The organism is Mucilaginibacter sp. cycad4 (assembly GCF_034263275.1).
Taxonomy (GTDB): Bacteria; Bacteroidota; Bacteroidia; order Sphingobacteriales; family Sphingobacteriaceae; genus Mucilaginibacter.
Genome location: NZ_CP139559.1, coordinates 4,410,769 through 4,432,700 on the forward strand (window position 1 = coordinate 4,410,769; position 21,932 = coordinate 4,432,700).

Consider the following 21,932-nt stretch of genomic DNA (forward strand, 5'->3'; position numbering starts at 1 on the left):
TAATTATATTTATAAGTAGGGATGTGATCTTGATACTCTTCGCGTCTTTCCTGGGACATCCGTGCGGTTTTTAGTATAAAGAAATTCTTTAACAATTTTGACATAGCAATCGATTGTGAGATTTTAATACCAAAAAACTTATCATAGTCCGTTAGTGAATTTTTTAACATATCATGAAAAACTTAAACAGAGACTATGTTGCCTACGAAGTCAAAAAAAATGTTGGTTCAATTGATAATTGGTGGAACATTCTTCAAAATCAGTATTTCAAACATGCCGCGTTGAAACTATATTCCGGGGTTAAAATTATGGCAACTTAAAAAATAGAAGGGGGCTGAGATGAATAAAAATATAGACCAAATGTACAAGACAATGCGATACCCTATAAATAAGGAGGTTACACAACAAATCATTAACCAAACCGCTCCAAATAGTTTGTTGATAATGTGGGGAGATTGAAGAAAATCCATCTATGACTGCTAATTAACCATTGCTAGCGGTCTAATGGTTGGCTACATTTCATCAAGCTCTAATGAACAAAACTACATGGACATTGCCTGCTCTATATCATCATTTTTAGCTTGAGATAAGGATTTACCATTGAAGTCAACGGCCCTGTCAGCAGCGATACTTTTTCCCTTCCGCATATTTTGCCTACCCTTATGACGGTTGCGCTTGTTCTCTTGCCTACGCTGCTTCTTGCTCAGCGTTTTTTTACCTGGTTTAGGAACATTGACCAGTAAAGCGGTTTCAGATGGTAAGTTATCACTGTCTCCATCCAGCTCAGCCAGTTCATTTTTGAGCAATTCTGCAATCTCCATCTTGATCTGAGTGTAGGTTTCTGTTACCATTTCCTCGCTAACATGGTCTATTACCGGAATGGGTTTAAATACGGCTTCTTCTTTTGCTATCGCCTCGTGGTTATTCTGTATGGCACTATGGAACATTTTTAGACTAATCCTTTGTTCTGGATCATCCGCAACCATTCCTACAAACTCACCAGATGAAAGCGCGGCTATTTTTGAGGCGGGTATAGCGTAATCCAATTGAGTTGCTTTGGATATAGACGTATCGCTGCTGTTAATGGTCAAACTGTTTTTATCCTGTACAATCTTGCCGAAATTGTCGGACAAGGTTTTAGCGGTATCACCGGTGACCTGGCCGCTGATGATATTGCCCACAATTCCCGTAATGACATCAGCCTGTTCCGAACCATAGTCTTTTTTGAGCTGACTGAAATCCTGCACTGCTAAAGTAGTAGCCACCTTGTTACTACGAGCCGTAGCGATCAGGCTGTCTATGTTATTAAAAAAGATAGTTGGGAACTCGTCAAAGATCAGGCTGCTTTTTAGCTGGCCTTTGCGGTTGACCAGTTTGATCATGCGGGAAATATATAGGGATAATACCGCGCCGTAGATCTGCAGTTTTTGCGGGTTATTACCCATGCAGATAATTTTCGGTGCTGCTGGATTGTTGACATCCAACGTAAAATCATTACCGGACAGCACATAATACAATTGCGGTGAGGACAGCCTGGCCAAGCCGATCTTCGCACTGGCTACCTGGCCCTCTAACTGGGCTTTGGCATTGTTATTATAAGCGGATATAAAAGGATTGATCAGCGCCCTGATCTCCGGTTCTTTGAGCAATACAGAAAATAAGCTTTCATAATCGGCCTGCATCAATTCAATGACATGCGGTAGGGTACAGTATTTCCCATCTTCGTATTTACGCAGATACCAGATAATAGCCGTGAGGAAGTTGATTGGACTTTCCACAAAGAAATCACCTTGTTTCTTGATCCATTCCCGGTTCAGTCCCAGCATAATGGTACGGCTGGCTTCGGTCGCGTCGGTAATATCGTCCATACCTTGCGGATCAAGTGGATTACAACGGTGAGTATGGTTCAGGTCGTCAAAATTGATAATATAAAAGGCGGGCCTGATCTTATAATTCGTTTTGTATTGTAATAGCTTGTTATAAACGATCTTAGTCAGATCATCATACTTAAAATCATACAGAAACATCGAAAACCCTTTTTTAATATGCTGGTCAATAATATGGCGAATGATGAAATAGGATTTACCGGCTCCCGGTGTGCCGGCAACTAACAGGCCCCGGAACGGATTGATAAAATTGATCCAGGAATTACGTGTTTTTCCTTTTAGATTATATTTAGCAGGTAGGTTGATGGAGTACTCATTTTCCAACAGTCTTTCTTCCTGTGGGAATGTTTCGTTCTCGGTATTGAAAATATCCTTGTTTAGCTCTTCTTTCAGCAAGCGGGATAAGTAAGTACCGCCTGTCAGGATCAGTAAATAGCCGGTACTGGTTAAGGCCATATAACCAATTGCAATGATGACCATATTTGTATGCAGACAAAAACACAATACACTGATCCAGTAGATCAGCAGGCCGCTGATCAAGTAGGCTATAATGTTGCGCCAGTTAATCCTTTCGTCCTTTTTGCCCTTTACCCCAATCAAAGAAATAGCCAGGCAAAGCAGCCCAGCCAGTTTGGGTTTGAGCATATTGGTAAATAATCCTGTTTTGGCAATATTGGCGATGATACGTTCGGTAATAGTAGCCGTCCAGTGCCAATGCTCAAATGCTTTATGGCATGAGATATAAAAATGAATAGCTAAAATAAATATGCTTATCAGCCTGGTCAGGTCGACAATCTTTCTCAGTCCCTGGGTATCTTCACCTGTTTGCATCAGCAGTCCTTTCTAACTCCCCGATAGAGGAGACTTTTCTTAAATGATGGTTAATAATTTGTTTTATAAAGTCAGCCCCTGGTCTTGTGACTGTTCTCTGGATTGCTTCCTTTTCTTTTTGCGGGTAACACTCGGAGCTGCTTCCGGCTGATATTTGGTCAAGGCCAGCGCTAAATAATTCGTTTGTTCCGGCGGCTTGAGGTAAGTTTTAGGTTGTGATGCAATCTGATGTCGGATAGTTTTTATTGCCGGTTTTAATTCGATTTGCTGTGTGGGTTTAATTAGTTTGTCGGTTACACTTAGCCTTTCCATGACGGCTTTAGCACTGTAGGCCTTGCCCAGGTCACTACCATTAAAAACTGTTTTGTTTTTGTTGTCTATATATGTCACTCCATAGGTAAAACCCTGCTCATTGATATGGAATATCGCGTTGATGTTTTGCTTTTGTAGTTCGGCTATAAATGTTTTTTTGCTGATCACGGCATACGGCCTAAATACCTTTTCAATAGTTTCTTTTAGTGGCTCTTTATATTGCTTGCGTTTTCCGATGTTCTTGTTATACTCCTTTTCCAAATTGATTAAGGTCGGCTTATTATATATGGCACTGGCTTTAATGGGTACACCTATCGGTTCGCCTTTTGGATTAACTATGCTGTACAATAAACCTTTGTGCTGGTACATCAAAGTATCTTCCTTACCTCGATTGGCAACAACGTTAAATTGTTTCAGTACTGCATTAAACTCTGCTAATGAGGTAAACTTGTAACTATCTATAACAGCGTTGATTATATTGGTGATGGCCCGCTTGGTCGGCATTTTGCCATAAAGCGCTTTTTCAATATCGGCGGGTTTAATACCCAACGTATTACTCCATTGTCTGCCTTTAGCCTTAACTAAACCATATTCCTTTTCCAGTTCAATCCGGGCTGGTTCTGATAGTTTCCAGCCAATACCATGCGTATCAATACGGCTACCGTCGGGCTTAATATTGATGGTTGCAATATGGACATGAGCATGTGCAGCATCATAATGTTTATAAACCAAATAGGGTTGGTCACCAAAACCAATCCTTTCCATATAGGACATCGTGATCTGCTGTAACTGTTCATTACTCAATTTATCCTGCCCGTCAAAATTGAGTGTGATATGTACAGCATTGGTTTTTGTCCTGCTATTGAGCATGGTCAAATGGTCAAAACGCTGAAGCTTTTGTTCTAAACTGAACTGGTTAACATCGCCAGCAAAGCCGCTGGCCAATAATAAGTTGGCCTCACCAGCTATCACTTTGTTTTCATTATAGTGCAGTATACCTCTGATATTCTTTCCGTTTACGAAGCGGGCAACCATTTTTCTGCCAGGCGATTAATGATCGTTAATAGTTCTTCTACTTTATCACCGACCTGTTGATACAGCTTTGCGGTCTTTATAACATAAAAAGCTCGTTGTGTTTCCGAATTGCTCATATGGAAAAACTTGGTTTGCTGATTGATATTGATACCAATGGCTTTGAGTTCCTTTCTGATCAGGGCCATTTCTTCCATGGGGGCATTTAAAGACACGTCCCGGTAAAAGCAGTTGATCGGCTCATCAGAAAGGATCATACGGGTTACTTCGCCGATGCTTTGGCAACCGCTTTCATTCTGTATTTTTTCAAGCTTGTTCCAGGCGGCCTGTGTTATTCTTGTCCTGACCGGGCAGGTGAATAGTGTTTCCTGGTCTGCTGTTTTTTTCCTCGACATAGGATACATTTAATTGACTTCCAGACTTCGCGAGTTCCGAGCGAAGTCCCGACCGCAAGGACGGCAAGATGATTTTTGTGGACAAAAATCCATCTTGCTGCATTCTGACGAATGCAGAACTGACCTACGAACGTGTTGTTTACTTCAGGTATATATGGTCAATTCTGACAAGACTCTTGGTTGCGTTCGTCGGCTTGTTCCGATCTGTTAAGCGGTATGAATGAGCGTAACAGTTTGCGGATCTTTTGTCGTGGTTCCTGCCGGATACGTTTGATCTTTGGGTAATAGGTGCCATTAAAGACTCGGCCGTTCAAGCCAGGTATTGTGTGCTGATTTTTCATGACTATCTGAATTGATAGTCAAAAATGGGGGAGTTTATTAGTTGCGGTTCGCAATTGAGGCGGTAGATACGAAAGATTTATATTCAATTATGAAATTCGCATTATTCATAAGTATTTGGAAGAGCCTCACACTTACCAAAATATTGGTAATAACGCGCGCAACTATGTAGAATTCGCTTATATTCAAAACTGGATACAGTACCTGCAAAAAATAGAAGAAATACAACTCTATCAGGACTATTGAGAAGTGGATTGTTTGTTCCATTACCCGATATTCATATTTAATTATACGATTTGAAATGGTTATAATAAATAGTTATCTATTGTCGATTGTGCTTTATTGAAGGGCGAGCTAATTGCTAAAATCGTTCGGGATTTACTTTTCCTTGAAGACGTTCTTTGTCAGTCAAGATAATGGGCACCTCGTTATTTTTTAAAGCATCGACAAAATGGTGATTCATCCACAACACTTCTAATCGATTAAAGCTTTTTCCAGTAACGCCTTTTGTTGTTGTAGTAATAGTTTTTCGCTGCCACCCATTTTGATCGGTTAACAATGAATTATATAATTCACTTTCATATCCACTTATGAAGATCATACATTTGGCCTTATTTGCCAGAGTTAAAAGTTTCTTATGAAATGATTCATCGTTCGCATCTTTATTATATCCATTGGTTCTTTTCCCTAAATATGGAGGATCCAAATACACAAGTGTTGCCGGGCGATTGATGTATTTATTGAGTATTTTAATCGCATCCTTATTTTCAATCCGAACGTCCTTTAACCTTTTTACTACCAATTTGAGCCTTTCCGGTAAATTGTTCCAGCGGTTAACCCGGGCGTCATGTCCATTTCTTGAATAAGAATCCGAATAGGAAAACCCACCACGTTCCTCACCAAAAACGCCATTTATAGCCATCATTGACTGCACCAAGAATCTCCTTGCTTTTTCAAGGTCGCTTAATCCCTCTATTACGGATCTGGCATCAATTAACTCCTGTTCAGCATAGGGTGTTAGTTCGATTTGCTCACATAAAGCAGCGCTGTTGTCCCTTAGTTGTTTAAAAAAGTTGACGATCTGATGGTCGAAGTCGTTTATAACTTCTATGGGAGCGGGCTTTTTTCTTAAAGTTAAAGCAGCGGAGCCACAAAATGCTTCCACCCAACAATTATGGGGGGGGAGATGCGTGCACAGTTGCAAAGCAATTTTATTTTTCGAGCCAAAATATCCAAACGGTGCATTTACTTTTTTCATTTTGGCAACATCCTCAATTACAGTATCCATCTTCAATTCTATCATTCTGCTACAAAAATAACCTTTTGTACGCTTCGCTATCTTCTTCCGGTTCAAACATGTCCAAAGAATATATTGGGTAATCTTCTTCGATAATCTCTAACATTTTAATTGTTTTCATATCAATATTTGCTTTGATATCAATATCTACACTATTTTCATATTGTAAAAAATGATAAGTGGCTTCAATAAATTCGGAACCGCCGACACGATGTATGCGATCCAGCGACTGTAAATATTGAGCACAATTGTAACTTAGATCGTAATAAATAGCGTGATGGCAGGTCTTATGCAATGATATAGATTCAGCACATGCGGCAGGATTCGCTATCAAAATATCTAAGCCGCTATGCTCGTCGATAAACTGATCACGAATTTTTTCTCGCGTTTCTTCAACTTTAAAAGTACCATCCTCAACCGGGGTGCCGCCAAAAATTTTCTTACAGTTTAGCCCCAATTCCAGAAAATGTTTCTCTATCAGATTTAATGTGCCAATAAAATTAGACCATATTACAACCTTCTGTTTCTTCTTTTGTAAAACCTTTACCTTAGAAGTTAATACTTTCAGCTTTGCGGGGAGCTCAATTTTATCGTATTGATTTATCAGGTATTTTATATCCGTTAAGTCTTCAAAAATCTTTTCGTCATAATCTTCAATCGCCGAATTAAGCAATTTTGGATATGAAACAGCTTGCCTAAGTCTGATAATTCGCCCTCGTCCCAGCTTGTTTATAATATCTACATTTTTAAAGTATTCAGCTTTAGCATAGTCCTTGATTTTATTATAAATGGCATCATAAATCTTTCTCTCGATTTTCCCCATTTTAACTAAATCGGGCTGAAGAAATATTTGTGGCTTTAAGTTCAAGTCGCTCTTTCTAACTCTATAAAATAATGGCCCTATATATTGCTCTAATAATTCTTTTGCAGCTAGTGTATCTTTCCTCTCCTCGTTAATTTTAATCATGGTTTTATCAGGTGAGGGGATGGGGTGTTGATTAGGCCACAAAAAATCAAAAAGATTAAAAATATCTGTATAGCTTTTAGGCATAGGAGTACCGGTCAGCACACAGCGAAACTTTGCGCTTTGTGATTGCTGCAAAATAGCTTGTGCCCAGTTACCGTTGATTTGCTTAATATAATGAGCCTCGTCAACTACTAAAAAGGCTTTGACATGGGATTGATTTAAAAATTGATTGACTTCGTTTTTGTCATATAAAGAAGTATGAAACGAAGTTAAATACAACTCAGATGTAAGTTCAGGCGTATTAAAATATTGCTTTTTACGCGTATTCTTAACCCCTCCCGCCAATACGACATATTTAGGCTTCCGCCCCAATGTTTCTTTGAATTCGTTTCTCCATGGTCCAAAACTTGAAGGCGGGCCAATGACAAATAACGTGTTTACTTTGCCCTCTGCTCTTAGTTTTTCATATACTGTTAGTACAACGGTTGTCTTACCGCTTCCTGGGACGGAAAAATTGGCCCCATTGCCAAGTATATATAAATGGTATGCGGCTTTAAGTTGATGAATTTTTAAACTCCGTTGAATATTGCTGGTTACAAATTCACGAAATTCATCAAAATGAGCATAATTATAATCGCCTTGTTTAAAGCGCGATGCAGTATCTTTGATTAAATCAAAATTCGACTTTAATACATCAAGTTCTTGCGAGTAAGTATTGGCATTATCTTTTAATTCATAACCAATCTCTTCATTATTAAAGTATTGGATAGTTTTTAAATAGGTTTGTTGATCCAGATTCTTTTGATATGTTTTTAATTCATTATCAAACACAAATCCCCAAAAAGAGAGCTGACTCTTCTCAATCGGTCCAAGTATATCAGTTGGATCGGCAATTACTATTTGGGAATTATCTAAATCAATGGTCACGATTACTTTTGATTGAATTTACTTCCTAATTTGTTCTTAATCTTCTTAGCATCGAAAATTGCGTGCTCTATTTCATTTCCACGTAACTGTATGGCCTTACACAGCTTCATAGCGACATCAAGTTTGCTTAGTTCTATATTATCCACAATCATATCAGAATGGTTTAATTTATCCAATGCAGCATTTAATAAACTTATTGGCGTATCATGTTCTTTTTTATGATCTAAAATTTCATACGCCTTTTTTACATGCCAAATGATCTCTTTTCCATTCTTATTATTCCAAATTATATCTTTTGTTTTTTCATCTACTTCTTTACCCTCTTCATTTATGATATCGGTTTTTGGTAAATTAAAATCGATCTTCGTCAAAATAAATAACTCCTTTTTAACATTAGCATTACTTATCAATTTTGGAAAGTCACGCATAATTTGATGGGCCTTTTTACCCAAACCATCAATTTCTCTTTTACGGATAATTTTAAATGCTACATTCTCAATTTTTCCAACCTCTTCTTCCTGTATGCCTAATTTAATCCTGTTCTTTTCATCATTCAGTTTTTTATAAACCAAATTATAGTAATCCAAGAACGCCTGCCAGCGCCCCTCACTATCACCCCTGCCTTCGGAAATCGTATTATAATGCCCTGGTCTGCCTAAATAGCTAAGATATTTGTCTATGCATTCCAGTGGTTTAATGTATTCCTCTTCAAAAGCGGCTCGTTGTTTCTTAAATTCAGCAGATGATAATTCTGAATAATTAGGATCGTCACGTAATTGTTCTTCCAGTGACATTCCCATTTCCACTTTTCGTTTAATGGATAGTGCCTTGTCGAAATTGTAATATTCAGCTTTACCTGTGCGCCTGTATTGATAACGATTCTCTAATTGTTCAATATCCAATAAGGTAGGTAATGGTTCGTTTTCATCTTCGCCCGGTAGAATAACTACTTTCAAATATTTATACTTTTCATCGCCTTTATGCTTTTCAAGTAGATTAGTTAACACCATTTTCCTGCGATTTCCGTTGATCAAGAACCCATCAGCAGTAATAACAGCATACTCATCTTGGCCCTCTTTAACCAGAGTATTTGTAAGTTCAGCCGTAGGGCCGGGATCTTTTAATTCGAGGAATTTTCGCAGTAACGATTGCCCGTATTCGGTAGATTCATTTATTACACCTTTACTATTTTCCCAGGTAATGACATCTGAGGCGATGCGCCCATTGTCTTTTCTGAAACGTAATAGTTCGATAGGAACTTTATAAGCTTTTCGGATCTTATGGACGACCTTATCATCTCTGAATGGAATCGGTTCGTTATTGGTTATTTCAATTCTACTATTTAGGATATCTTTTGCAAACTCCTTAATTAGCGGTCTCGGTTGATTTTTTGAAATATTTGTCATAACCTATCTTACTTTAAATTTTGATAAAACCTCAAATGCAAATGCGCTTGCATTTTGTGCGGCAAATTCTTGAAAACCCTGTGCATCTGTCGCTGATTTTTTACTTAACAAGTCTGAAATGCCCCTAACAATTAGAAATTGTAAATCTCCATTTGCGTGGCAAGCTTCAAAAAAGCCGCTGCCCTCCATTTCTACGGCGACTGCATCGTTATAATGGGTTTTTATTAGCTTATATACATCCGATCTGGTGGCAGCAACTACTTTTTCACCAGCGGCTATTGGTTTTGCTATAATTTTTATGTCTTTCGCTTGATCTGCAACCGGAAGTCTGGCTTTCCAATCATCTCTACGTGCTTCGGCTTTAGCCCGTTCAAATATTATATAAGAAGATTTTCCAACATCGGGCCTGGTTTGTATCCCCTTTGCAGTAATCTTACCGCTTTCGTAACCATACGCTTTTTCTGCAGCCACAACATCTCCTAGCCGCAAATCTTTTATTCCACCGGCAATACCAACAAATAAAATTACTTCGGGATCAAAATATGTAATCGCTCTCTCCGCTTCCATTGCGCAAGAGTAGTTTCCGGCACCGATTTCCGCAATGCCTATTTGCCAGTTATGATACAGCCCAGTAAAGATGCCTTTTTCATAAACGTTACCTTTGGGATGAACAAGTTCTTCAAGATTTGTCATATGTGCTCTAACAGCCTTATATTCGAGAGGAATAGCAGTTAAGATTACGGCACGAGGGATCGAAGAGTCTTTCAACTGTAATATGGCTTATAAAAGATGAAATTACAAAATATATTAAATTCGTCCTTGTTTTTTGATATTCAATACAATATAAATGGAATATTTATATTGTATTGAAGGCGCGCTAACTTTTAGAAATGCATAATGACAACAAAGAGAAGTCAAAATAAAGTAGTTGAAAAGCTCGGGGTACGTTATGTTCAAACTATTATTGAAAACAATAATTGCATTTATCAGCCAATAAGCGGTGAAAATGACCAGGGAAATGACTGCTATATTGAATTTATCGATAATAATATAGCAACAAGCTTTTGTTTATTTGCACAGATAAAAAGCGGTAAAAGCTATAAGAATAAATCAGGCTATAAGATTCCTACCGATTCAAGTCATTTGCATTATTGGAGAAACCATATTTTGCCAATTGCTGGAATAGTTTATGATGTCGATTTAGAAAAAGCGTATTGGATTAACATATCGGAATATCTTAAAACACATTCGGAGGCAATGTCGGGTAAATCTCATAATATCCGTGTTGATACAAGCAATGAATTTAGCGCCGAAACATTTCATCTTTTTAAAGAACACTTCGTTCAATATAGCCAGGAGTATAAGAACTATGAAAATTTTGGCAGAAGCTTGGAGGCCTTTTCCAATGTGAACCAACCGAATGAATGTTACACTGGGTTAAAGTCATTATTCGCAAATCACCGGGAAAGAGCGGCTGCGTGGTATTATATCATATTAAACGTGGGAAATGTTACGGAAAAAGGCATACTGGGAAATATTCTTGGAATGCTTAGTAATTATCTTAACAATTCTACTGTTTTTTGGAGGTCAGAAGATTATGCGCATTATCAACTGTCGACGACCAGCTTCACAGTTTCAGATTATATTAAACAACTATTCCCAGTGAATGCGGTGAAAGAATCGCTAAAATTTTTAAAAGATGGGATAATACAAGGATCGTTTCCTTACCTTGTATTCTTAGTGTTAAATGAAGTAAATGATATTCACAATATTGTATATAAATTCACTCAGGACCAAACGCTCACAACGGATGAAAGGAATAGTTTATTCTGGGTTTTTATTCACTTTGCGCAACATCGATCAAACGAACTGACAATATCTGCTATAGACGATTATTTAAGAACCTATCCCGACAATGATGAAAGGGACTTATTTGAAGGTATTAGGGAGACAATACTAACTGAAGGATTTATCCAAACAGGGTAATAAAATACGATGAACAGAACAATACTATATTACCCGACCATTGACATACCTAATAAATCATAGTTACGTCATGCCTTATTATATTATGATGAAGTTAGTTCAATCGTTCCTCAAAGTTGGGACAATAACTTTCTAATTGAATTATCCCCGGATATTCACTACTTGATGGATGAGGAACAATTTAGGCCAATGAAGCCTGAAGATTTAATTTTCAACGGAAGAAACGGAGATGCTTTTAATCAGTTCAGGGAAGAATTTACTTCAATAATCTTGGAACCCGGCTATCGAAATTTTATCGATAGAAGACCCGTTGCCAATTTCAGCATCCATAGAAATAAGATTGAACATAATTTAACGGCAAGAGTTCATAGAAATAAGGTCGAGTATAATTTCCCCGCAAGAATCCATAGAAATAAAACAACTGATTCGATTTTCGATTTATTACAAGATCAGGGGCTGGCATTGCAGAACGATAATGATGAATGGCTGATGTTTGAAGAAAAAACAGCAATGTTATATATGTCATTGTTAGCGAAATATTTAGCAGATATCGATGGCGATCAAACTTCAATAGGCACTGATCTGGTCAACTATGAGAAGTTAAATTTCAAAAGGGTAAATGAGGGTGTGGGATTTCCGGTGGTTAGCCTTAACTTGAATAAAGTTTTGCCTTCACCCAGAGCAAATGTCCCCCTTGAGAAAATAATAGACTTTAAAAGAAGGCGTGGCGATAATTTAAGGCATTTTAAAAGGATGTTATCAGAATTTCAGGTTAGAATTGCAAACACGGAATCACAAGCTGAATTTAAAGAAATAGCTATCAATTTTAAAGAAACCCTGACAAATGGTTTAAACGATTTAACCGCTGTAATATCAGAATCGCGTATCGAAACTGCCTACAAAAATCTCAAATCATTGATAAGTATAAAGTCTCCAACCACTTGGCTAACCGCGGGTGCTGCATTAAACGCAAGATATAACTTAGCTAATATTCCGCTTAATTGGGAAGCATTTAGCATAGGTGCAATGGGTGCAATAGAAATTGCCGGCTGTTATATAGAGGCGCGAAACAGAGAACGGGCAAGGTTAAGAGAATCGCCGTTTTCGTACTTATATCACGCAAACAAATATGGTATTATAGCAAAGCCTTAGGATTTTCTGAAGAAACCCTTTTGGTTAATTTTGTGGTTAATCTCTTCTTTAACTAACGGATCTATCCAATCGTGCATTTCTTCTAAAGTCTTGAAATCTGGGAAAGGATTATGAGATATAGGATCATTCATCAAAGTGCCTGATGCAAGCGCTTCACAGCTTCTTCGTGGATGCCACCATAGATTTGAATCCTTAAAATCATTCATAATGCTGTAATGGTGACTATACAGAAAATCGTTCCATTTTTCTTCGACAATCTCCTCAGGGCTTATGTCGATAATATCGAGTTCGGAAAATACTCTTGAACGATTGGATTTCAGCGCCTCAAGCATTACTTGTCTAGCATCTATGTCGGTTACAGGAGCACTGTATCCAAATATTGTAATGTAATAGGCGATCCTAAAAGTCTGTTTTAATGCCGTCCATTCCTTCCGAATAGAAGCGTTAGCCGAATAGTTTTTCTGTCCCACCGGGTACAGTAAGGGCATTTTGCTGAAAGGCTTATTACAACGGTGACATATCCTATTATAATAATTTCCTGAAATTTTGCAGTTTTTACAAATACCGACGGCAACATTGCCGTGCAGAAATAGCAGTTGGGGAACATGTTGACCAAACCGTTTATGTCTTAGGTAACTTTGAAGTAGCAAGGGGTCCCAGTTGAAGGTGGCAATGACATCTTTTTCACGCAGTGACAAGATCAAGTAGTCGTATAAATTAGGCTCATCCCCAATTTTTAAATCCAGAAAGTATTGATGTACGGCATCGTCAACCTTTTCCCTCAAAATGGTATCTCCGGATGTGTGGTAAAGTGTGCTGTACAGTAATTCAAAATCATCTATTAAGTGCGCATATTTTGGACTAAGCATATCAGTTAAGCCTAGGTCTCTCGCGAGCGTTCTCATCACTGGCAATTTTCTTCCATTTCTATCGCCTTCGAGGAAAGCAGCGCAACTAGCTCCTGCTCCAAGAATCACAAGGTGAGGATTGCGAATAACACCGTTTCTGAAATCTGGTATTACATCTTTTTTTATAGTCATCAGTTTCAAGCTATTTTTTAGAGAGGTTATTCTTGCCAAATGTTATAGCTCGGTAGTCATAAAGTAAGCCTAACATTCTAATCTAACAGAAACTATTTAATCCTTATGTTACTTGCTACTTTTCTTTACCAAATAAAGCAGTTCGGACCTTTCAACTAAATATATGTTTATTGAGCTAATTTAAGAACTGAAATGCGATAGGTCAACAACATCAACCGTCGACATCATAACAGGGTTTATGCCCTTTAGCAAATCAATAAACGATAACTGAACATTATCAATGTCAAAAAGAAGCATCACTCCCTTATAGCGAGGTTCTCATTCAGTTACACTTCGACTCAGCCAAACAAACAAAGAAATATTTTTACGCTGTATCATCTGATCTTAGATTTTGCATCGCTAATCAAATAAATGTATTGTTCAGCACTTTCGTACGGCGTGTTGAAATTTACTGCCATTAATATTTTCCTCGTTAGGTCGATTCTCTAAAAACTAACCTAGATTATATTTCTCATAATTTTTCCATTGGTGATTAAATATTTTTTTCTCATTAAGAATGTCTTCAAGTTTGTCATTTTTTCAAATAATCGAACTAATTGATTGTTTGGATGGAGATTCTGATGAACCGGACCACCTGATTCCGGGGCAAGCTAAAAACTACAATTGCACATCTCGAGGCGATTTACTAGGTTCATCTCCTGACTTGAGCTAGTGAAGAAAGATATTGTTATTATTATTCCGCAAGTCACGAATGACTTGCGAATCACTACTATCCTTCTTATCCACATTTGCATTTCATTTAATAAGAAGGCCAGTATATGAACCCATTTAGTGAAGATAAGCGAAGTTTGAATACTCAAATGGTTATAGAATATTTCGATAAAAGGGGCATCAAACTATCAGAAAAAGATGCGCAACAATACTTGGATTTGCTATATTTTTTAGCTAAATTGATTGTTCAGCAGAACTTTTTATAATGAAAATAGCAGATTTATACATCCGTGTGAGTACCGATGAGCAAGCGGATAAGGGATATTCACAACGTAGCCAGGAAGAAGTGCTCAAACGATATTGCGAACAAAACCAGATCGGTGTGCGCAAAGTGATTTTTGAGGATCATTCAGCAAAAACCTTTTTAAGACCTGAATGGCAAAAGCTGTTGGTCAACTTAAAACAATACAAAAAACAGGTCAATTTAATCCTCTTTACTAAATGGGACAGGTTTAGCCGAAATGCTCCTGATGCCTATCAGATGATTAATTTACTAAAGTCTTTGGATGTCGAACCACAGGCTATAGAACAACCATTAGATATGTCTGTGCCTGAAAATAAGATGATGCTGGCTATTTATTTGACAGCACCTGAAATTGAAAATGACAGACGAGCACTTAATACTTTTTACGGCTTGAGAAGGGCCAGGAAAGAAGGCCGCTGGACTTCACTGGCACCAGTGGGCTATATCAACCGATCTACACCGGATGGAAAGAAATACATCGCTCCCGATGATCAACAGGCGAAGATCATGAAATGGGCACTGAATGAAATCTCTTTGGCAAAGTATAATACGGAGCAAATTTTTAAAAGAGCGAAAGAAATGGGGCTTAGGTGTAATAAAAACCGTTTTTTAGTCGCCATTCGTAATCCTGTTTATTGCGGGAAAATATTCATCGAAAAATACAAAGACGAAGAAAGCCACACGGTCAAAGGCTTACACGAGGCTTTAATTTCTGAGTCTATGTATTATCAAATCCAGGAGATATTAGACGGTAAAAAGCGAAAATCCCGAACGACCATTATGTCGCCAAAAATGCTCCCGCTAAAGGGCTTTTTGCATTGCAACCATTGTTCACGTGTATTGTGCGGGAGTGCATCGAAAGGGAGGAACAGTTATTACTACTACTATCATTGTTCGTCAGCTTGTGGCTACCGTAAAAAGGCTGATGAAGTAAATACGGCTTTCGTAAATGAGTTAAGACAGTATGTATTAAACAGTGAATCCAAAGATTTTTTCAAGGCAGCAATCATGGACGCTTACATTGATGCAACAAAAAACGAAACTGCGGGAAAAACAGATTGCATTTTAGAGATCACCGCCTTAAACAATCGCATTACCAAAGCCAGGGAACTTCTTTTAATGGGTGATATTGATAGTGCGGACTATAAGATTATCAAGAATGAAAGCGAGCATAAAATAGCCATCTTAGAAGCAAAGCTTGCTGAAATTCCCATTGCAGCGCTAAGTCTGGCAGAGGTAGAAATGCTATTGGACAGCGCAATCACTAAATTAGCACGACTTGACGTAATCTACTGTAATTCAGACACTAAAATCCAGAGAGAGATAATTGGTTCGATGTATCCCGAAAAATTCACTTTTGAAGACCTGCAACATCGAACCGCTAAAGTTGACTTTTTATTCCAACTTATCTATCAGATTAACAGCAAATTATGTGTAAAAAAAAGAGGGCAAGCAACCGTTTTACCGTGCTTGCCCATTGTGGCTCCTGAGGCTGGGCTCGAACCAGCGACCCTCTGATTAACAGTCAGATGCTCTAACCGGCTGAGCTACTCAGGAATCTAATCCGGTTTGGAGTTTGCAAAAGTATAATTTTCATTGATATTTCACAATTTTATTAAGCTTCTTATATCCTGCTGTTCAGGGCTTACCTGGTACTTGTATTCTTCCCTGCCCATTTCACCAGTTTGTTGACCAGGTCATCCAGTTTAAATGGCTTGCTTATATAGTCGTCCATACCTGCATCTATACAAATTTGCAGGTCAGCTTGAAGGGCATTGGCCGTCATGGCTATAATAAAGGGGCGTTCAGGGAAACGTTTCTTTATTATTCGCGTAGCTTCCAGGCCATCCATTTTGGGCATTTGCACATCCATTAAAATAACATCGAATGTTTTTTTATTGACTAAATCCAGCACCTCCAGCCCGTCTCCTGCCAAAGCGGCTTCATATCCTAACTTACTCAATATCTTCATGATCAGTTTTTGGTTCATCTGGTTATCTTCGGCAACCAAAATCCTCAATGGGTAACTTTCCGAAAAATTATCAGGCAGCTTATGGCTTGCAGTGTCGGCGTGCTGCGTTTCATGAACAGTAGAATTTACATGCCTGCCAAGTTCCTTTATAATGTGCTTATATAAATTATGCTGTTTTGCAGGTTTGGTTAATATAGAACAAAAAAGACCCGGGTTATCTTTATGGAAAACATAGCTGATGGAGCTCAAAAGCATTATAGGTAATTCGGGATATTTGGCCCGTATTAAGGTTGCCAGTTCAATCCCATCCATAAAGGGCATTTGCATATCGGTAATAACCAACTTAAAATCATACTGCTGCGCCAGGATCTCAAGGGCCTGTTCGCCCGACTTAGCCACTACCGGGCTCAGTTGCCACTGCTCCAGCTGAGCCTTTAAAATTCTGCAATTGGTATCATTATCATCAACAACCAAAATTTTACTTTTTTCAAAACCCTGCATAGTATGGTTTATTTGTACAGGGTCCTGCAGTAAACTTTTTTGCGAGTGAATAGAAAACCTGAAAGTACTTCCTTTATCAACTTCACTTTCTACACTGATTTTGCCGCCCATTAACTTTACAAGTTGCTCGCTTATAACCAGGCCAAGGCCTGTGCCTCCGTATTGACGGGTGGTTGATGAGTCAACCTGCGAAAACGCTTTAAATAACCGGTGCAGCTTATCGGCAGAAATTCCGATGCCGGTATCTTTTATCTCAAAACTTAATTCGATGTGGTTATCTTCTGAAATGCTGAGCAAATGCACAGCTACATAAATTTCACCCTTTTTGGTAAATTTGATAGCGTTACTTATTAAATTGATCAGGATCTGGCGAAGCCTTAAACTGTCGCCAATAATTTGCGCCGGTACATCATAGTCAATCTGGTAAACCAGGTCCAGCTTTAGGTGGGCGGCTTTTAAGGCAAAAACATCAAAAACTTCTTCAATACAGGTACGCAGGCTAAAATCCTTCTCCTCCAGCTCCATATTGCCCGATTCTATTTTAGAAAAATCTAAAATATCGTTAATCACCGCCAGCAGGTCTTCACCGCAGGTTTGTATCGATTCGGCAAAGGTGCGCTGCTCTTCATCCAAAGGAGTTTCGGCCAGTAATGAAGCCATCCCGATTACCCCATTCATAGGTGTGCGGATCTCGTGGCTCATTGTAGCCAAAAATATACTTTTAGCTTTGTTAGCCTCCTCGGCCTCAAGGGCCAATTTTTTTTCAACTTCTATGGCGCGGGCCAGCTGCCTGGTACGTTCTTCTACCTGGCGCTCAAGTACAGCCTTTTGTTTTAATATCGAACGTGTGCGGATAAAATAAAATGCCGGGCCACTGATAATAAAAATTAAAGCCACAATTAATTTAAACCACCAGGTAAGCCAAAAAGGAGGCTTAATATTGATGATGATAAATGTGCCCTTATTATTCCATTTGCCATCGTTATTTGACGCTTTGACCCTGAATGTATAATTACCCGGATCAAGATTGGTATAGGTGGCTGTTCTTTTATTGCCAACATAATTCCAATCTTTATCAAACCCATCCAGCTTGTAGGCATATTGGTTTTTTTCGGGAATGGTATAATTCAGGGCAGCAAACTCAAATGTAAGTACCGAGTGTTTGTAAGATAGGTTTATGGAGTCTGTTACGCTGATATCTTTTTGAAGCAGGGAGTTTTTAGCGCCCACGCTTACCTCCTTGTTGAAAATTTGCAGCCCGGTAATATAAACGGGAGGAATAAAGTTATTATCTTTTAAACTATCGGGATAAAAAGTACTGAATCCGTTTACGCCGCCAAAAAACATTTCCCCGTCGGCAGTTTGAAAACTGGAATGCCCTTTAAATTCATCTCCCTGCAACCCGTCGGAGATGCCATAGTTTCTGATGGCTTTTGTTTTGGGGTTAAACCGGGAGATCCCTTTATTGGTGCTTAACCAGAAGTTGCCTTTGCGGTCTTTCAAAATCGAATAGATCACATTATTGGGCAAACCCTGTTTTTCGGTGTAAATGGTAAATGTTTGGCTGTGCTTGTTAAACAGGTTAAGCCCGCCGCCGTTTGTACCTATCCATATATCACCGTTATCAGTCTCGGTAACCGACTCAACAGTATTGTTTGATAAACTGTGTTTATCCCCCTCATCGTGCCTGTAGTGCGTAAAACGGCCTGTTTTAGGGTTTAATACATCCAGCCCGTTATCAGTACCTATCCACATATTGCCCTGTTTATCCTGGAATACCGAGGTAACAATATCGCTGCCTATGCTGTTATCATCCCCCGGGTTGTTCCTGTATCGTGTAAAGAGACCGGTTTTTACGTTATAATGATTAAGGCCACCTTTCCAGGTCCCTAACCATATATTGCCATCATGATCTTTATACATATTGTTGATATCCGAAAGGGAAAGGCTGCGCGGATTATTTGCCTGGGGCATGTGATGTATAAAGGTCCCTCTTTTTTTATCAAACAGGTCAAACCCGCCAATGTGATAGCCAATACCGATAACATCTTTATTTATTGGCACAATGGCCATTACATAATTATTACTTATGGTGTTACTGTTATTATCACTATGCAGGTAATGAACAAAGGTTTTTTTCTTGCGGTTAAATAAATTAAGGCCGCCCCCATCGGTGCCGATCCAAATATTTTCATCACTGTCATCGCCGGAGATGGCCAGCACATTATTATTGCTCAAACTATTCGCATTGTTTGGGTTTTGACTGTAGGAGCTGAATTTATCGCCAAAGCCCGGCAAAAAATCAACACCGCCCGAATAAGTGCCTATCCAGGTATTCCCTGTATCATCTTTATATAAACAATAAACAGAGTTACTGCTAAGGCTGTAATGGTCGTTTGCATCAAATTTGTAGCAAGTAAATTTATTGGCCGGATAGTCGAGCACACTTATGCCCCCATTTTCGGTCCCGATCCAAAGCTTCCCGTCGCCGTTTTCGAGTATCGAAAGAATATCGTTATGGCAAATACTGTTACTGTTATTAGGATCGTGTTTGAAATTTATAAATGAATTGTTTTTGCTGTTATATAATGCCAGGCCTCCTCCATGAGTACCTGCCCAAATATTACCTTTGCTATCTTTATATACGGCCTTTATCCAGCTGGCACCGATGCTGTTTTGGTTTGCAGGATCATGAACATAACCAATAAACTTACCGTTTTGGGGATTAAAATGATAAAGCCCGTCATCGGTGCCTATCCATAACCAGCCATTATTATCCGCGGTAACCTGGTAAATAAAATCGTTAGCTATACCGTTTGTCTGTTTATCAGCATGTGTAAATCTTTTAAATGAGCCGTTTGCAGCATTAAACAGATATAAGCCCTTGCTGGTACCCAGCCACATCCTTTTTTTGCTATCCAAAAAAACAGACCTGACAGCAAAAGTTAAGTGATTGGAATAATGAATAAATGTATTTGTGGCCCGGTCAAATCTGTCAAGCCCGCTTTCGGTTCCAATCCATAAATTATGATAACTGTCTTCCGTTATAGCTAATACGTAGTTATCAATAATAGTTGTTTTATTATTCTGGTCGTGCTTATAGTGCGTAAATTTATAACCGTCGTACTTATTAAGACCATCTTCGGTGCCAAACCACATAAAGCCCCGACTGTCTTTAATAATGGTTACTACATGGCTTTGGGAAAGGCCTTCGTTTGTACTAAGCTGTTTAAATTTAAGGGCGGGTGTTTGCGAATAGGATAATCCGGGAAAAAGCAGGTATAAACACCAGATAAAAAGCAATATTGGCCTCATTATTATTTTGCTGGTAGTTTTATCGTATTTTTAATCGGTTGATGTTATAAGCCAAAACAAACGTTGCAGCGGCTAAATAAATGCTCTTATCTTGCGGAAACTATTAGGTTGGTTTCAGGAATTTAGTCTTAATAACTTCTATCGAACAAGAATTTATATTGACCAAACCGCCTTTAACGTTCATAATGATTCCAGGTCACCAGGAGCTTATTTTAAGTTAGTCCTGCTTGCCAGTCATACGGTATTTACGGGAAATAGTTTCGTATAACGTGTTGTTTTTGCCCAATCAACGGCTGTTGTTAACTCAGGAGAAATATTAACGATCCTGATTTTGTTTACAACCTACCGGTCAGTATCCGGCAGCTGTTTAATCTCTATATTCCTGAAATCAACTGGCTGCCCCTCACTTTGTAAAGCAATAAAGCCGCTGCTTAACAATTTCCCATCCTGCTTATACTTCGGATCGTAGCCATGCGCCACACCGCCGCCAATAGTAGGCCTTGAATATTGAAGTACCGTATCGCCATTGATGATATGGGTAATTAATTTGTTGCCATGAACAATCAGCTCGCCCTTTACCCACTGGTCACCGTCATAGGTTTTTGAAGTAGAGTTGATACAATGGTCGGGCGAAACCTTCCCTTTATAAACAACATCGGTACCGGGCGAGCACATATTTCCTGTTGGCCTTGGTTTCCCGTCGCCCAGGCCGCCTAATAACTGCATTTCTATGGATATCGGCCAATCCTGGTCCTTTAACATAGTGCGGGGATCCTGTGAATGAAACATAACGCCGCTGTTAAGGAGCGTGTAGTCAGGTGCGCCTTTTTGCTGTTTACCAACAAAACGGTACTCAAACCGCAGGTGATAATAAGAAAATGGTGTTTTGTAATATAAGTGGCCAAACTGATCGTTGAAATCGCCATACTGATCATAACTGACCCTGATCATGCCGTCTTCTACCCGGAAAGTATTCCCATAGTTTTCGCCAACCAGGTGGTGATTGATCTTGACAAACCAATCGTTAATGTCAGTTCCGTTAAACAGCTTCGTCCAGCCTTTGTCGGCATTGCCGGTGTCAGCCAGTTTTTTCGGTCCGGTGCAGCCCAATATGAAGCAGCAGGAAAACATAAAAAAAACGCGTGTTATTTTCATAGGTGGTAAGGTATTATGTTTTTTATAGATAAATTGAATGCTTTTGTTCACTTAACACTTTGCTAACCGTCTTTCGAAAGTTCGCTCAATATTAATCTGCTGATCCTGCCTTACAGGAAGTTTTATCTCTCTCTTATGCTACGAATTTAAGAAATTCAGGCCATGTTTTGTTGTTTTTAATGCTTTGCCTATCTGGGTACACTGAGGCTGCTTTTTTGAACCTTATCGACGAATATTATATTATTACCTGCCCGGTTGCTATCGGAAACGGGCTTTCCATATTTAAGGAGAGAAAGGTCCTGAAATTAGAAAGTTCAATAGCCTACAACAACGGCAAGGTGCTTAATAAATACCTGCCGGTATAGGTGGGTTTAGTAGTTTAAGTGAAATATTTAATCTTTACA

At 38.8% G+C, this 21,932-nt stretch carries 14 protein-coding genes and 1 tRNA gene; 4 read left to right on the top strand and 11 right to left on the bottom strand.

Going from position 1 to position 21,932, the window contains the following annotated elements; translation table 11 throughout:
• Window positions 1-542: 542 nt before the first annotated feature.
• The 7 genes from mobC to SNE26_RS17765 all read right to left on the bottom strand — a co-directional run bounded on the left by mobC (window position 543) and on the right by SNE26_RS17765 (window position 10,160).
• On the bottom strand, window positions 543-2,717 hold the full coding sequence (gene mobC, locus SNE26_RS17735; protein ID WP_321555256.1) for a conjugal transfer protein MobC: 2,175 nt from the start codon (window positions 2,715-2,717) through the stop codon (window positions 543-545).
• A gap of 63 nt (window positions 2,718-2,780) precedes the next feature.
• Window positions 2,781-4,064 (bottom strand): relaxase/mobilization nuclease domain-containing protein, encoded by a 1,284-nt coding sequence (locus tag SNE26_RS17740; protein ID WP_321555257.1) that lies wholly within the window; start codon window positions 4,062-4,064, stop codon window positions 2,781-2,783.
• Entirely contained in the window at window positions 4,046-4,456 is a 411-nt protein-coding gene (locus tag SNE26_RS17745) for a mobilization protein (RefSeq protein WP_321555258.1), read from the bottom strand. The genes SNE26_RS17740 and SNE26_RS17745 overlap by 19 nt, the downstream gene beginning before the upstream one ends.
• A gap of 700 nt (window positions 4,457-5,156) precedes the next feature.
• On the bottom strand, window positions 5,157-6,083 hold the full coding sequence (locus SNE26_RS17750) for a DNA adenine methylase (protein ID WP_321555259.1): 927 nt from the start codon (window positions 6,081-6,083) through the stop codon (window positions 5,157-5,159).
• 19 nt (window positions 6,084-6,102) lie between these two features.
• Window positions 6,103-7,986 (bottom strand): DEAD/DEAH box helicase, encoded by a 1,884-nt coding sequence (locus SNE26_RS17755; RefSeq protein WP_321555260.1) that lies wholly within the window; start codon window positions 7,984-7,986, stop codon window positions 6,103-6,105.
• 2 nt (window positions 7,987-7,988) lie between these two features.
• Window positions 7,989-9,392, bottom strand: a complete 1,404-nt coding sequence (locus SNE26_RS17760) for a hypothetical protein (protein ID WP_321555261.1) — start codon at window positions 9,390-9,392, stop codon at window positions 7,989-7,991.
• A gap of 3 nt (window positions 9,393-9,395) precedes the next feature.
• The gene (locus SNE26_RS17765; protein ID WP_321555262.1) at window positions 9,396-10,160 is read right to left on the bottom strand and encodes a 5'-methylthioadenosine/S-adenosylhomocysteine nucleosidase; all 765 of its coding nucleotides are present in this window, start codon (window positions 10,158-10,160) and stop codon (window positions 9,396-9,398) included.
• Window positions 10,161-10,289: 129 nt separating this feature from the next.
• Here SNE26_RS17765 and SNE26_RS17770 point away from each other — a divergent pair, with 129 nt between their 5' ends.
• A complete protein-coding gene (locus SNE26_RS17770) occupies window positions 10,290-11,378 on the top strand; it encodes a DUF4365 domain-containing protein (RefSeq protein ID WP_321555263.1) in 1,089 nt (362 codons plus the stop codon).
• Between the two features lie 189 nt (window positions 11,379-11,567).
• Window positions 11,568-12,530 (top strand): DUF6236 family protein, encoded by a 963-nt coding sequence (locus SNE26_RS17775; protein WP_321555264.1) that lies wholly within the window; start codon window positions 11,568-11,570, stop codon window positions 12,528-12,530.
• On the opposite strand, the gene SNE26_RS17780 is transcribed toward SNE26_RS17775, so the two are convergent.
• A complete protein-coding gene (locus tag SNE26_RS17780) occupies window positions 12,527-13,570 on the bottom strand; it encodes a hypothetical protein (RefSeq protein ID WP_321555265.1) in 1,044 nt (347 codons plus the stop codon). The genes SNE26_RS17775 and SNE26_RS17780 overlap by 4 nt on opposite strands.
• A 976-nt stretch (window positions 13,571-14,546) precedes the next feature.
• Here SNE26_RS17780 and SNE26_RS17785 point away from each other — a divergent pair.
• Window positions 14,547-16,103, top strand: a complete 1,557-nt coding sequence (locus SNE26_RS17785; protein WP_321555266.1) for a recombinase family protein — start codon at window positions 14,547-14,549, stop codon at window positions 16,101-16,103.
• On the opposite strand, the gene SNE26_RS17790 is transcribed toward SNE26_RS17785, so the two are convergent.
• The 3 genes from SNE26_RS17790 to SNE26_RS17800 form a co-directional block, all read right to left on the bottom strand.
• A tRNA-Asn gene (locus tag SNE26_RS17790) sits at window positions 16,066-16,142 on the bottom strand. The genes SNE26_RS17785 and SNE26_RS17790 overlap by 38 nt on opposite strands.
• 88 nt (window positions 16,143-16,230) lie before the next feature.
• Window positions 16,231-20,373: a two-component regulator propeller domain-containing protein gene (locus tag SNE26_RS17795; protein WP_321555267.1), complete on the bottom strand. Its 4,143-nt coding sequence runs from the start codon at window positions 20,371-20,373 to the stop codon at window positions 16,231-16,233.
• A gap of 342 nt (window positions 20,374-20,715) precedes the next feature.
• The gene (locus SNE26_RS17800) at window positions 20,716-21,528 is read right to left on the bottom strand and encodes a DUF1080 domain-containing protein (RefSeq protein ID WP_321555268.1); all 813 of its coding nucleotides are present in this window, start codon (window positions 21,526-21,528) and stop codon (window positions 20,716-20,718) included.
• A gap of 215 nt (window positions 21,529-21,743) precedes the next feature.
• On the opposite strand from SNE26_RS17800, the gene SNE26_RS17805 reads away from it, so the two are divergent.
• Window positions 21,744-21,893: a hypothetical protein gene (locus SNE26_RS17805; protein ID WP_321555269.1), complete on the top strand. Its 150-nt coding sequence runs from the start codon at window positions 21,744-21,746 to the stop codon at window positions 21,891-21,893.
• The last annotated feature ends 39 nt before the right edge of the window (window positions 21,894-21,932 follow it).

Bases quoted from the DNA above. Each gene is read 5' to 3' on its own strand.
- mobC (WP_321555256.1), bottom strand. From the start codon at position 2,717: ATGCAAACAGGTGAAGATACCCAGGGACTGAGAAAGATTGTCGACCTG.
- SNE26_RS17740 (WP_321555257.1), bottom strand. From the start codon at position 4,064: ATGGTTGCCCGCTTCGTAAACGGAAAGAATATCAGAGGTATACTGCAC.
- SNE26_RS17745 (WP_321555258.1), bottom strand. From the start codon at position 4,456: ATGTCGAGGAAAAAAACAGCAGACCAGGAAACACTATTCACCTGCCCG.
- SNE26_RS17750 (WP_321555259.1), bottom strand. From the start codon at position 6,083: ATGGATACTGTAATTGAGGATGTTGCCAAAATGAAAAAAGTAAATGCA.
- SNE26_RS17760 (WP_321555261.1), bottom strand. From the start codon at position 9,392: ATGACAAATATTTCAAAAAATCAACCGAGACCGCTAATTAAGGAGTTT.
- SNE26_RS17770 (WP_321555263.1), top strand. From the start codon at position 10,290: ATGACAACAAAGAGAAGTCAAAATAAAGTAGTTGAAAAGCTCGGGGTA.
- SNE26_RS17775 (WP_321555264.1), top strand. From the start codon at position 11,568: ATGAAGCCTGAAGATTTAATTTTCAACGGAAGAAACGGAGATGCTTTT.
- SNE26_RS17780 (WP_321555265.1), bottom strand. From the start codon at position 13,570: ATGACTATAAAAAAAGATGTAATACCAGATTTCAGAAACGGTGTTATT.
- SNE26_RS17785 (WP_321555266.1), top strand. From the start codon at position 14,547: ATGAAAATAGCAGATTTATACATCCGTGTGAGTACCGATGAGCAAGCG.
- SNE26_RS17795 (WP_321555267.1), bottom strand. From the start codon at position 20,373: ATGAGGCCAATATTGCTTTTTATCTGGTGTTTATACCTGCTTTTTCCC.
- SNE26_RS17800 (WP_321555268.1), bottom strand. From the start codon at position 21,528: ATGAAAATAACACGCGTTTTTTTTATGTTTTCCTGCTGCTTCATATTG.